Origin of the sequence: Wukongibacter baidiensis, assembly GCF_050888315.1 — a bacterium.
Taxonomy (GTDB): domain Bacteria; phylum Bacillota; class Clostridia; order Peptostreptococcales; family Caminicellaceae; genus Wukongibacter; species Wukongibacter baidiensis.
This window is the reverse complement of sequence record NZ_CP138202.1, coordinates 4,486,123-4,499,112: the sequence shown is the minus strand read 5'-3', so window position 1 is coordinate 4,499,112 and position 12,990 is coordinate 4,486,123. Positions and strand designations below refer to the sequence as shown.

Sequence of the window (12,990 nt, the reverse complement as noted above, 5' to 3'; positions counted from 1 at the left end):
CATAGATTCTCCTCTCTTTAATTAAACTTCTTCTTTGACAAATGATTCAAAAATAAATAGAGGTTGTCTCACAAAGTTATATCATGAGTTCAACCTCTCTCTTTCAGAATAAATCACGTTCAAGTTCTTTAGATTTCATCATTTTGACTAGTACCTACTAAGTCAATAAAATCTTAAGTAGCTCAGAAATTCATCGTACTGAAACACCTCTCAAGGAATGTCTAAATAAAGAAATATTCTTGTTTTCTTCTTTAAAAATACTATTTCTGAGAATGTTAATATGAGCTAATAAATTAACCATGTATATACTTAATGTAATAAGCGGATTAATTCTTAATAAAACTGCTGCATAAATAGCTAAGGTATTTACACTTATTGAACTAGCATGGAAACGTGTAATTAATTCCTCATTATTTTTGCTTAGCTTCAATAACCATGGTATCCTCTTTATATTTCTATCAATGACGTTAATGCTTCCCTTGTCAACGCTATTATTAAGATCTGAATACACACAGACAGTTAGATTTAAATCAATATTTCTTATCTTATCTACTAAGCTTTCATGGATAAATAGCATTATATTTTCTTGATTCTTCAAGTCATTTAAAATAAATATTTTGTCCTTCACAAGATGTACCTTATCAATTCCCAACGCGTATGCTATATACTTCGAAATATCATCCTTCTTATCAGAAAAAACAGTAAGATCTGTAACTCCATACTTTCTTGTTTCCTCAATAAAGCTTCTTATTTCAGGATTTGTAAGGTTAGTAACTTTCCCTATTGCAGATAATTTTTCTATTGTCATTTTCTCTTGATTCTTATCTAAAATTTTTCTTGCAGCATTTTCCTTCCCAATTAGAACCTTATCTTCTATAAAAAAAGCATTAGTTTTTGCAACTTGGCCTATGGAGTTACTGTTCTTCACATATACTTCATTTAAAAAAGCCTTTCTAGCAGAATAAAAATGTGACATGGACGATATAGTAAATAGAATTCCTGGATAAGTTAGTATCATTATAGAAGCTAATGTTCTAATATGAGGATTAATTGCTAATACTATTCCCCCCATAAAGATTCCCATTTTTATTATTCTTCTAGATAACGAATATTCCTGTTCAAAGATGTTTACGGGGAATTTTTTTGTTAATAGATTAAAGGGATTTAATGTTCTTATAAGGATTTTGGTAGGTGAATCATTGGTTATATATCTAGGAATATAATTAGAAGTATCCTTGTAAGTAAAAGTTTGTATCCTATATAAGATATCACTTATATCTTTATATTGATATTTATAATATATTAGGACATTTCCTGTGCTCACATTAAAAGAAACGGAATTAACCTTCTCTAATTCCTTTAATGACTTCAAAATTCCATATCCTAGCCTTTCATTTCTCAACAACCCATTTACATTTACTCTGATTCTTCCTGGTATAGAAGAAATTATTCTCACATTTCTTACAGCAAAATCAGCCACCCCATATCATTGATGATATTTTATTACTTACTTTATCTAACCTTATTAATAATATGTTAAGCTGAAATAAAGAAAATATACTAGTATCTACTTGTCAATTTCTACAAATAAAAACTATGGTGTATCGAACTCCTTCGTTTTAGTCAGATTTTTCTTTAAAAGTGATCTAAATGCAAAAAAATTATGCTATCGCATAATTTTTTTGCATTTCTGTATTATTTAAACTCTCTATTACTACTTCGATTAATTGATTCCTAATATTTATTTTCATATTAATCAATATGCCTTCAATCTGCTTTTGAATCTTTTCCTGATGCTGATTTATCAAGCTTTTATAATTATTCCCGCCAAATATTTTTGCTCCAAAATTAATCTTCTTAAACATATAATTAGCTGCAGAATTTGAGCATAAACTTTTAAATGTTTTGTTAAGTGTAGTATTAATGATTTTTTCACAGGTCCTAGTTACTTTTTGAGTCGTTCTAAAGCTCTCAATAGTTTCTTCTAAAATCATATTACATTTTGTATTCTCAGTCATATTTATCGATTGTTCATTTATACTAAGATAACCTACTTGTCTACTCATTTCAATGTTTATTTTACAAACCAATCTTTTTATAAAGGCTTCAATCTCTTCAGTAGATAATACAACTCTTTCGAAGCTTTCACTGTTATAGTCATTTATATCTTTAGCAATCATTAGTGAGTATGCATATGCGGATTTTTTACATGAGGCAAAAAATAATTCTAATTCCGTTTCTATAATTGAAATACAAAGCTTTGCTACTTGATTGTAGTAGTTATGCGACCTAAGATATGTATTCTCCATGAAAAACGTCCCCTTTAATCAATAATGATTATCATTTCTATTATTATCTTACCATATTTCTCTTGCCAAATAAATAACAAAATTCTAAATCAATGTTGAAATTTATTCCAAAATGCCGAATTCTGCATAAAAATCACTTTTTAGGGAATAACTTTAGGTACGTGAAAAAAATAAACAAATCAGGTTGCAAAGTATTTTTGATTATTTTCCAGGTGCTCAATCAAGCTCATATTCATTATATGTAAGTTATTGAGTAGCTACGAAAAAAATCAAAAATACGAGCAAGATGACTAGTTTATTTTTTGAATGTGTCCCGAATTGTACATAAAATGCAAAGCATTGGAAAAACTTCGCATAAGGATAGGTGGTGGTGATATAAGCATGCTTCAAGCTTTTAAGGGATTTATTAGCGTTGACAAAGAATTGTTGCAGTATAAAAGAATGAGAATTCCTGTAAACGCTATCTATCGAAATGAAAAGATGTCAATAAACTTAAGCAATTACGTTTCATCAATCCATGGAGTAAAGCATTCAAAAGCTAATCCCATAACGGGTAAAATACTTGTTATATTTGATGAATATATAATTAATGAATTAATAATTTCAAAACATATTGATAAGTATATCGCTAAAACTGCTAGAGCTCCAAACTATAGTTTATTGCCGATTTGTAAAGATAAGTCTGAAGAAGAGGTAGCCACTTCCTCTGAGGCAATATCTCCCGAGAACTATACTGAATATACAGTTTGCAAAGATGTAGAGGTTCCCTATCATGCCTTAAGTAGAAATGAAATTGAAAATATCCTTAATACAGATTCGTTACGGGGTCTTAGTAACCATTCTGTCCAATCTAAAATTAAGGAATATGGTTTGAACGTATTATCTGAAAAAAAGAAAAAATCCTTTCTTTCTAGTTTTATAGAAAATCTAGATGATTTTACTGTAAAAGTATTACTGGGAGCCGGTGCTGTTTCTTTCTTTCTAGGTTTGATGCCTGAAGCTATTGCCCTAGGAGGGGTGATACTATTTCAAACAGCCCTCGGAGCAGCAGAACAGCATAAATCTGAAAACTCACTACACTCTTTAAAGGACATGTTAGTCCATAAAGCAACGGTAATCAGGAATGGTCATAAGAAAGAAATCGAATCAAAATATATTGTTCCAGGTGATATTATCTTGTTAGAAGCCGGAGACAAAATTCCTGCCGACGCTCGAATTGTTGAAAGCGAGAATTTAATGACAACAGAGGCATCTTTGACTGGCGAATCTTCATATGTTATGAAATCTCCTTATATATGTGAAGAGGATACTGAACTCGGTAATAGATTTAATATGCTTTTCATGGGGACCAATATACTATCGGGAAAGGCAAAGGCTATAGTTGTTGCCACTGGAAAAGATACAGAAATCGGTAAAATTGCTTCTTTATTGGATAGTATAGAGAATACATGTCCTCCATTACAAAATAAAGCTGAAAGCTTTATAAATAAGTTAATAAAGATATACATAGGTTGTTTTGCTGCCTTTGGAGGCATAGCACTTTTATTTGGTAGAGGTCTTGCACAGGTATTAATGATGGGAGTAACCTTCTTTCTAGGTTCTATTCCAGAAGGACTCCCCCTAGTAGTTACTTCCTGTATGGCTCTTAGTGTTCAGCGAATGTCGAAGAAAAATGCCATTGTTAGAAACCTTACTTCAGTTGAAAGCTTAGGAGCAGCAGACGTTATTTGCTGCGATAAAACAGGTACATTGACCATGAACGAGATGACAGTTAGGGAAGTATTTGTAGATTCATGTCATTATAAGGCCTCTGGAGTTGGCTATAATCCTGTTGGTGATATAACTCCTATCAAAGGATATTCCTTAGAAAATGCTTCACTTGAAAAACTTGTGAAGACAGGAGTTCTATGTAATAATTCGACTCTAACAAATACAGGTGATAAATGGGAGGTTCAAGGTGATCCAACAGAAGGTGCTTTAATAACCATGGCACATAAAATGAATCTCAATGTAGATTACATAAAAGAAACTCATTCATGTGTTAAGGAGGTTCCCTTTGATAGTTGTAAACGTTATATGACATCGGTAGTATCTTCTGAAGACGGAAGCTACGCCTATTGTAAAGGCGCTTTAGATACAGTTTTAGATAAGTGTACAACTATATATGATGGTGGTAAGGAAAGATTATTTACTTCCACCGATAGAAAGAAACTAAAATCCGTATGTGATAAAATGGCAGATAAGGCTCTCAGAATATTGGCCTTTGCCTATAAAAAAATTGATAATGAAAATTCAGAGATTGAAAGTAATTTTGTTTTCTTAGGTCTTATGGGCATGGACGATCCACCAAGAGAAGGCGTTAAGGAATCTATACAGAAATGCTTTAAAGCAGGGATCAAAGTCGTTATGATAACGGGCGATTATATGAAAACTGCCGGAGCCGTAGGAAAGCAATTGGGATTGTTAACCAATGGATTGATTTTATCGGGTAGCGAGCTAGACAGCATGAGTGATGATGAGCTTGACTCAAAAATAAATAAAATACAAATATTTGCTAGGACTACACCTAAACAGAAATATAGAATTGTAAAAGCCCTTAAAAGATGCGGCCATGTAGTTGCAATGACTGGAGATGGTGTTAACGACGCTCCTGCAATCAAGGAAGCTGATATCGGTATCGCCATGGGTAAAAATGGCAGTGATATTGCAAGAGATGTAGCTTGTATAACCCTTGTGGATGACAATTTTTCAACAATAGTAGCTGCAATCGAGGAAGGTAGGAGCGTAACAAGCAATGTAAGAAATACCATGAAGTATCTCTTTTCAGGAGCAATAGGAGAGATGTCTTCTATATTCCTATCCTTTGCCTTTGGTTTACCGGCTCCACTAATTGCAATACAGATGATCTGGATTAACTTGGTTTCTGAAACCTTGCTAGGCTCTTCACTGGCTGTGGAGCCGCCTTCGGAAGATGTCATGAACTATCCTCCTTCTGATAAGGATGCTCCATTCATAGATAAATCCTTAAAAAGAGGTATCATAAGAAGAGGCGCAGGTATAGGTATTAGTACATTTGGTATATATGCCGGCTCTATGCTTTTCGGCTTAGGAGTAAGTAAAGCCAGAACATTAGCTTTTACCAATTTTATTTGTAGTCAGGTTGCAAATGTTTATAACTGTAGGAGTAATAAAAAAGCATTTGCAAATAAATACATGACTAAAATGGTTCTATCATCGGTAGCTCTTCTTCTCGGGATAATTTACATTCCATTTTTCAACTCACTGTTTGGTACAGTACCATTAGGCCTCTTAAGCTGGGGAGCTGTATTAGGGTCAACAGTACTAAGTAGTATTTAAATTTAGTAATTTCACGCAAAAGCATATTTTCAGCTTGACACAGGGTGTATCAAAATGATTGAAGTTCAAGGTTTTGGAATTCATCATTTTGATACACTCTTTTTTTATCCAAATCAAAATATAATATTCTTTACAATTCATATTGATTATCATTATCATTTGTTTGTTATTATGTTCAAACTTCCTCTGACTTATTCATGTATCTTAGAATATTTATAAAAGTTTTTAAAAGGAGGTACGTCGTAATAACAAATTTCTGCGTTATTACGATACACCTCCTTAGTCATACTTTTATTTTTTCCTGTAAGCCTCAGAATAGTGATTATACAATTTTTCAGCCAAACCAAGTATGTACTTATTATGAAGACTTCTTTCATCATGAGGAATGCTGTTAACAATTGTCTCCATTATCTTAGTTGGTTTTTGACTCAAAAGATGTATTTCATCTCCAAGCATCAATGCTGCTTGAATATCATGTGTTACGAAAAAAACTGTTCTATTATCAAGCTTCCATAGACCTATAAAATCATGAATCAAATTCATTTTCAGCTCAAAGTCAAGAGACTTAAATGGCTCGTCCATAAGTAATATATCTGAAGTATATGCAAAGGCCCTAGCAATCGCTACCCTTTGCTTCATTCCTCCACTTAAATTATCTGGATAATAGTTTTTGTATTCCCATAATCCAACCATTTCGAGATATTTTCTAATCTTTTCCTGTCTTTCTTCATAGGTCATTTTATCCTTTAATATAAAGTCAATATTCCCTTCTACGGTTTTCCATCTTAGCAGTCTTGGTTCTTGAAATAGGTAGCTGATAGTCTTACCTTCCAATCCCAATACTTCGCCTTCTTCCGGTTCAATCATTCCCGATAGAATATTAAGCAGGGTTGTTTTACCACAACCCGATGGCCCTAATATAGATATAACCTTGCTATCCTTTATATCCATATTAAAATCCTTTAGAACAATAAGGTCTCCAAAGCTTTTATGAAGATTTCTTATAATGTATCCCATAGATTTCACTTCCATTTTACTATTCTTTTTTCTACAGACCTTAGTAAATAATCAAACAGTGCGGATATTGATATTACTATAATCGTCCAAGCAAATATTCCAGATGTATTTAACGCAATCTTTTCTATCAAAAAACTGTCTCCGATCGATTTTGGTGCTTGACTCCAGGCTTCTGCAGCTATAATTACCTTTAGATTCAAGCCAAGAGCCGAAGAAGCTCCTGCCATTATGTAGGGCAATATAGATGGCAGATATAGCTCATATAAAATTCTCACTCTATTAACTTTATATGCTTTAGCCATTTCAATTAGCTTTAAATCTACATTTCGAACCCCTTCTACTACGTTTGCATATATAATTGGAAATGTTACAAGAAAGCTTATTAAAATCGGTGCTTCTGATCCTAACCATAGCAACACCAATAGGACTATAGCCGTTGTTGGTGTTGCCTTTTTTATAATGATCAATGGCTTAAGCAAATAATATATAGGCCTAAACATTCCTGCCATGATTCCCATAGTTGTTCCTAATAAGAATGCTATGGAGAAGCTTAACAGGCATCTTCTCACGGTATTAAATACTATTTGCCCAAAGGTCTCTCCCTTTATAATAATAATTAAGCTATTTATCGTTTCCTTTGGTGTGGGAAGAATAAGCTCGTATCCAATAAAGTAGGATGATACTTTCCAAATTATTATTAAAACCAGGACTGATAATAACGTATATAGCCTATCTTTGGAAATATAATTCATCTTTCGGAAGCTCTCCTCCTATAGATTCAGCTGAAAAATCCACAAGTACCTTTAAGAATTCTTCTATGGCAGATCTAGCTTCAGATGCCTCTACGTATTTTAAGTTACTTCCCGGGATCGCCTTCTGTGCAAGGGCTGCCTTTAATCCTATCTCTAACTCTTCCACATACTTTCCTGCCTCCGCAGGATTTTCATTTACCCACGATATACTTTCTTCATACTTAGCTAAGAAGTTCTCAACTACTTCTGGATACTTCTCTATAACTTCATTTTTAACTATCAATGAAGATTGCGGATAACTACTATTTCCTGTTATCTTCTCCCACTCTTTTTGCATGTCCAAGACAACTTTAACATCTTTGTTCTTCATAAGCACCGCTGAAAGCATAGGCTCAGGCACTACTGCTATATTAGCTTTTCCAGTAACCATAAATCCAGCTAATTCCTGTGGTCCAGCTAAGTACTTAATAGTAACATCCTTTTCTGGATCTAATCCATTCTTAGTTAATAAATATCTAAGTAATATATCTGGAGTTAATCCTCTACCAATAGTATATATTTCCTTACCCTTAAGTTCTTCCCATCCTTTTACTTCTTCACTACTAGCAATATATAAAACTCCCCATACAGTAGATGCCGCAAGCTTGTATGGTACACCTTTATTATGTAATTTTGCTGCTAAATTAGTAGGTACAACCGCAAAGTCTACTTCTCCTTTTATAATCTGTGCAGCCATCACATCCGGTGATTTTACTGCCTCATAGGAGACTTCTACTTTTTCTCCTAAAGAAGGCTTTTCCTTAAACATTTTTACTAAGCTTATTGCTAGGGGTCCTCCCGGTGAAGATACCTTTAAAGATACCGGTTCTACTGCCTTAGGCTCCTCTTTCTGCTCTTCCTCATTTTTATCAGATTCAATATTTACTTCAGGTTTTGATTCTTCCTGAGCTGGTTTTTGAGTACAGCCTGTAAACATTACTGTGAATAATGTTAAGGCTAAAATTAATGCCATTACTCTCTTCATTCTTATCCTCTCCTTTAACTAGGTTTAACCTAGATTATTCGTGGAAATTTTGAAATGGTGCAAGTAGTTTTGATTTCTAAGGCTTTCATTAAATTTGAAGGCATACCAAAACGGTACGTCAAGAATTTAATGGATGTCTTAGAATCAAAAGGACGTAGCAGAATTTTAAACTTTCTATGGATAGTCTAGGTTTAACTACACTATTTTAACATATAGTTCTAATTTTCTATATATCTATTCTGTAAAAAGTCTTTTATGAGGATTCTTAAGTCAAGAAATTATATTTGTCCATAAATTTAATAGATCAATCATTTCCTATCGCATTATATTATAAAAAGAGTACTAGACGGATTAATAGCCTATCTAGTACTCTTTAGGGAAAGAAAACGTATATTATAGAACGCATATAAAAGATTTATTGCGATTTCTATCTACTATAAAACTCATTTTTCCAACACTTCCATAATTCATTTGCTGCTTCTACTAGCCGGGGATCAAATTGACTTCCTTTATTGGACTCAATCTCTTCTCTACATATATTCCAAGGGATCCCCTTCCTATAGGATCTTTCGGAGGTCATTGCATCAATGGAATCACATATTGCGATAATTCTAGATCCTAAGGGGATGTCTTCTTCCTTCAATCCAGAGGGATATCCTTTGCCATCCCACCTTTCATGATGATGAAGAACGAGCTTCGAAATTTTTCTAAGCTTGTCTGAACGCTTAAGGATATTACTACCAATTTCGGGATGTCTTTTAATAGCCTTCCATTCACTACTAGTTAGTTTACCTTTTTTATTTAATATCTTATCAGGAATACCAATTTTCCCAATATCATGAAGATGGGCAGCTATATGTATAATCTCAAGTTCTTCTCCCTTAAGTCCAATCTCTTTAGCAAGCTGGTATGACATATCACCAACTCTCATAGAGTGTCCCCTAGTATATAAATCCTTTGCTTCTAATGCCCCTACTAGACATTCAATTATATCGTGATATAGTCCAAAATCATCCGATATATCTCCAAGACAATGAATCATATTAGCCTCCATTAAAAAAGCAATACGAGGTACAAAGTACGTATTCTAGAAAGGTCTATATTCGTACATTGTACCCTATGCATAAATATCATATTCTAAGTTTTGCTAGAAAATTGATATCTATATAGAACGCACTTATAAATCTACATTTTGATTTCTTGAATAGCCAACGTTTCAAGGCTTTTTAAGGAAGCAAAATGCAAAAGATTTATTGCGATTTCTATAAACCCAACTATATAGAGTTCATATAACAGAACTTAACTTATACATATCAAAATGCTCTATGTTTCTGAGAGTTTATGACGTTCATAAATTAATAGTTCTACTTGAGTCTCTATATTATTTTTTATCTATAAGACTTAAGCTTTTGCTAAGCTATCTCCTAGGTCCTTGCATTTTTCTACGCCATCATCGTCAGGAGTCAAGTGGATAATTAAACCTTCATCAACAATGTTTGCACCATAGCCCTTCATTCTCTCTTCCCAGTCTCTCATCCATTCACCATCACCCCAGTCATATGAACCGAAAAGAGCTACTTTTTTTCCGGTAAAATCTATATCCTTCAATGACTCAATGAATGGCTCCATAAGGCCTTCTTCTAAAACCTCTGCTCCCATAGAAGGGCAACCAAATGCTAAAAGTTCAGAGTTTACTACCATGTCTTTGTTTGCATCTTCAACTTTAACTACATCAACAGGATTTCCTACATCTTTTACTCCCTCAGAAATTGCATTAGCCATCATTTCAGTATTACCAGTACCACTCCAGTAGATTATAGTTACTTTTTTCATTGATATTGCCTCCTACATATATATTTTTTTGCTATATTATTTATAGCTTTATTACTTACAATAAATCAAATTGACACTAGAACTTTCTCTGGTTCATTAAACTCAAGCAACTTCCTTACTTTGTTTTTAGCTTCTATAAACTCATTAAGCCTTTTATCTGATAATCGTGGATCTCCATAAACTCTCCAGCCATTAACCTTAGTAAGCTTTAGTGATGGATGACCAATAAATCCTATAATGTCCTTTAGTGGATATCCTAGAAATACCCCTATCTCATGGGGAATATCTCCAGTAATCATCTTATCTATAATGATTTGCAAGTACTCATCTAAGCCATATTTTGAGGGATATCCCAAATTCTTTAGAAACCTCATATTTCTGTATTCTTGTAAACTTGTATCTAAACTTTTAGGATTATAAAACAATACCTTAATACTCCCACTTTTATTTTTAAACAATCTATATGTAACTCTTTTACATTTTCCCATATGTTTTTCTATGCTATCTATTTTTCTTAACAACTGTTTTTCATGTTTTGGAAAACTTAATAGTTCTGCCGGCTTAGAACCCATAAGTACAGGTCCTAGTATTTCAACAAGCCACCCAATGAAGTCATTATTTCTTTTATAGGCCAATATACAAGAATCAGAACACTTTGCCATAAGACTACCTCCTTTTCCAAATCAATTGATAACGATTATCATTATCACAGTTATATATTACCACATCTTTTTTCTCCTGTAAACAAATATTGTTAATTTTTTTTCACTCTATTTTTTGAGAGCTATATCTAAAAATCTAATTACATAAGGAAAATAGAATCGCCAAAAGTTCAAAGCACAAAGCCAACTAGATATGCTAATCTAATATACTTATAACTTTTTCTGACCCACCTTCCAAATATTTATTAAATAATTTGAATATTTATTATTGACATCTTGCTACAAAACTGATATTATAATATACAATTCAATATCAATACTTATCAAGAGAGACCGAGGGACTGGCCCTACGACGTCCGGCAACCTGAATTTTTATTCAAGGTGCTAAATCCAGCAGGTATTTGCCTGAAAGATAAGATGCTTAGAATTTAGACTTCTTGCAGATTATCTGCAGGAAGTTTTTTTAGTTAAAACATCTTTTCTAAGTTTTACAAAACTCAATATTTACACTTATCAAGAGAGACCGAGGGACTGGCCCTATGACGTCCGGCAACCTGAATTTTTATTCAAGGTGCTAAATCCAGCAGGTTTTTTACCTGAAAGATAAGATGCTTAGAATTTAAACTTCTTGCAGATTATCTGCAGGAAGTTTTTTTAGGTCATTTCTCGAAGAGAAACCTGACCAAAGCGAAGGGGTTCGATGCCCCTAGGTATTCAAAATAGAAATCAAAATAGGAGGAATTCAAATGTCAAAAAAACTAAACTTTGAAACTATTCAACTACACGGAGGGTATGAGCCTGATTCAAATACAAAGTCAAGGGCCGTACCAATTTACCAAACAACATCCTACGTATTTGATACACCTGAGGAGGCAGCAGATTTATTTGCATTGAAAAAGGCTGGAAATATCTATACCCGTATTACAAATCCAACTACAGATGTTCTTGAAAAAAGAATAGCTTTACTTGAGGGTGGAATAGGAGCAGTTGCAACCTCTTCTGGAATGGCTGCAATAAGTTATGCAATATTGAATATTGCATCATCTGGTGATGAAATAGTTGCTGCTTCTACCTTGTATGGAGGAACATATCAATTATTTGCAAATACCTTTAAGGATTTTGGTATAAAAGTAAACTTTATAAACCCAGATGATCCTTCAAATATCGAAAAAGCTATTAACGATAAAACTAAAGCAGTATATATTGAAACCATCGGGAACCCTGGAATAAATATATGTGATATTGAAAAAATCTCTGAGATAGCCCATGCAAATGATGTTCCTTTAATAGTCGATAATACCTTCGCAACTCCTTATTTATGCAAACCCTTTGAGTTTGGAGCAGATATCGTAGTATACTCAGCAACAAAATATATAGGCGGTAACGGAACCTCTATAGGTGGCTTGGTTATAGACTCCGGTAATTTCAATTGGGATAATGGCAAATTTCCAAAGCTTGTAGAGCCAGATAAAAGTTACAATGGAGTTTCCTATACTGAAGCATTTAAAGAAGCTGCATATATCGCTAGATTAAGAGTTGTTCTTCTAAGGGATTTAGGAGCTTGTATTTCTCCATTTAACTCATTCCTTCTTACTCTTGGTCTTGAAACTCTATCCCTAAGGGTAGAAAGACATATTGAAAATGCAAAAAAAATTGCTGAGTTTCTAAATGGGCATGAAAAAATTGACTGGGTTAACTATCCAGGCCTAGAAGATAACAAATATCATGAAATCTCTAAAAAATACCTTCCAAATGGAACAGGTGCCATTTTTACCTTTGGAGTAAAGGGAGGATACGAAGGAGGAAAGAAATTAATAAGCGCTCTAGAAATATTCTCTCATTTGGCCAATGTTGGTGATGCTAAATCCTTGATTATTCATCCTGCTTCCACTACTCATCAACAGCTTAGCGAAGAGCAGCAGAGGCAAAGTGGAGTTTCCCCCGAATTGATTAGGGTTTCAATAGGCATTGAAAATGCTGATGATTTAATAAATGATCTATCAAACGCACTTGAAAGAATATAAAATAAAGTCCTT

Annotated in this window: 10 protein-coding genes and 2 riboswitches; of the genes, 2 read left to right on the top strand and 8 right to left on the bottom strand. The window is 33.4% G+C overall.

The features are described 5' to 3' along the window. Positions 1 to 190 precede the first annotated feature (190 nt). Together R9X47_RS20235 and R9X47_RS20230 are read right to left on the bottom strand one after the other, a co-directional pair. Complete coding sequence (locus R9X47_RS20235) at positions 191 to 1,480, bottom strand: HMA2 domain-containing protein (RefSeq protein ID WP_432662892.1); 1,290 nt, start codon at positions 1,478 to 1,480, stop codon at positions 191 to 193. A 181-nt stretch (positions 1,481 to 1,661) separates the two neighbouring features. Beyond that, positions 1,662 to 2,309, bottom strand: coding sequence for a hypothetical protein (locus R9X47_RS20230; RefSeq protein WP_432662891.1), 648 nt, complete (start codon positions 2,307 to 2,309; stop codon positions 1,662 to 1,664). Positions 2,310 to 2,690: 381 nt separating this feature from the next. On the opposite strand from R9X47_RS20230, the gene R9X47_RS20225 reads away from it, so the two are divergent. After that, positions 2,691 to 5,666 (top strand): HAD-IC family P-type ATPase, encoded by a 2,976-nt coding sequence (locus tag R9X47_RS20225; RefSeq protein WP_432662890.1) that lies wholly within the window; start codon positions 2,691 to 2,693, stop codon positions 5,664 to 5,666. Positions 5,667 to 5,957: 291 nt separating this feature from the next. On the opposite strand, the gene R9X47_RS20220 is transcribed toward R9X47_RS20225, so the two are convergent. The 6 genes from R9X47_RS20220 to R9X47_RS20195 all read right to left on the bottom strand — a co-directional run bounded on the left by R9X47_RS20220 (position 5,958) and on the right by R9X47_RS20195 (position 10,954). Then, on the bottom strand, positions 5,958 to 6,683 hold the full coding sequence (locus tag R9X47_RS20220; RefSeq protein ID WP_432662889.1) for an ABC transporter ATP-binding protein: 726 nt from the start codon (positions 6,681 to 6,683) through the stop codon (positions 5,958 to 5,960). Between the two features lie 5 nt (positions 6,684 to 6,688). Continuing rightward, on the bottom strand, positions 6,689 to 7,435 hold the full coding sequence (locus tag R9X47_RS20215; protein ID WP_432662888.1) for an ABC transporter permease: 747 nt from the start codon (positions 7,433 to 7,435) through the stop codon (positions 6,689 to 6,691). Continuing rightward, positions 7,413 to 8,459, bottom strand: coding sequence for an ABC transporter substrate-binding protein (locus R9X47_RS20210; RefSeq protein WP_432662887.1), 1,047 nt, complete (start codon positions 8,457 to 8,459; stop codon positions 7,413 to 7,415). Before R9X47_RS20210 ends, R9X47_RS20215 begins: the two co-directional genes overlap by 23 nt. A gap of 427 nt (positions 8,460 to 8,886) precedes the next feature. Next, positions 8,887 to 9,501, bottom strand: coding sequence for an HD-GYP domain-containing protein (locus R9X47_RS20205; RefSeq protein WP_432662886.1), 615 nt, complete (start codon positions 9,499 to 9,501; stop codon positions 8,887 to 8,889). A 359-nt stretch (positions 9,502 to 9,860) separates the two neighbouring features. Next, complete coding sequence (locus R9X47_RS20200; protein WP_432662885.1) at positions 9,861 to 10,292, bottom strand: flavodoxin; 432 nt, start codon at positions 10,290 to 10,292, stop codon at positions 9,861 to 9,863. A gap of 65 nt (positions 10,293 to 10,357) precedes the next feature. Next, a complete protein-coding gene (locus R9X47_RS20195) occupies positions 10,358 to 10,954 on the bottom strand; it encodes a DUF3793 family protein (RefSeq protein WP_432662884.1) in 597 nt (198 codons plus the stop codon). Positions 10,955 to 11,271: 317 nt separating this feature from the next. Continuing rightward, positions 11,272 to 11,373: riboswitch (SAM riboswitch) on the top strand. 88 nt (positions 11,374 to 11,461) lie between these two features. Next, a riboswitch (SAM riboswitch) is annotated at positions 11,462 to 11,564 on the top strand. Between the two features lie 136 nt (positions 11,565 to 11,700). Between R9X47_RS20195 and R9X47_RS20190 the strand changes: the two genes are divergently transcribed. Next, a complete protein-coding gene (locus R9X47_RS20190) occupies positions 11,701 to 12,978 on the top strand; it encodes an O-acetylhomoserine aminocarboxypropyltransferase/cysteine synthase family protein (RefSeq protein ID WP_432662883.1) in 1,278 nt (425 codons plus the stop codon). Positions 12,979 to 12,990: the final 12 nt, after the last annotated feature.

Bases quoted from the DNA above. Each gene is read 5' to 3' on its own strand.
- R9X47_RS20230 (WP_432662891.1), bottom strand. From the start codon at position 2,309: ATGGAGAATACATATCTTAGGTCGCATAACTACTACAATCAAGTAGCA.
- R9X47_RS20210 (WP_432662887.1), bottom strand. From the start codon at position 8,459: ATGAAGAGAGTAATGGCATTAATTTTAGCCTTAACATTATTCACAGTA.
- R9X47_RS20220 (WP_432662889.1), bottom strand. From the start codon at position 6,683: ATGGGATACATTATAAGAAATCTTCATAAAAGCTTTGGAGACCTTATT.
- R9X47_RS20205 (WP_432662886.1), bottom strand. From the start codon at position 9,501: ATGATTCATTGTCTTGGAGATATATCGGATGATTTTGGACTATATCAC.
- R9X47_RS20225 (WP_432662890.1), top strand. From the start codon at position 2,691: ATGCTTCAAGCTTTTAAGGGATTTATTAGCGTTGACAAAGAATTGTTG.
- R9X47_RS20195 (WP_432662884.1), bottom strand. From the start codon at position 10,954: ATGGCAAAGTGTTCTGATTCTTGTATATTGGCCTATAAAAGAAATAAT.
- R9X47_RS20200 (WP_432662885.1), bottom strand. From the start codon at position 10,292: ATGAAAAAAGTAACTATAATCTACTGGAGTGGTACTGGTAATACTGAA.
- R9X47_RS20215 (WP_432662888.1), bottom strand. From the start codon at position 7,435: ATGAATTATATTTCCAAAGATAGGCTATATACGTTATTATCAGTCCTG.
- R9X47_RS20190 (WP_432662883.1), top strand. From the start codon at position 11,701: ATGTCAAAAAAACTAAACTTTGAAACTATTCAACTACACGGAGGGTAT.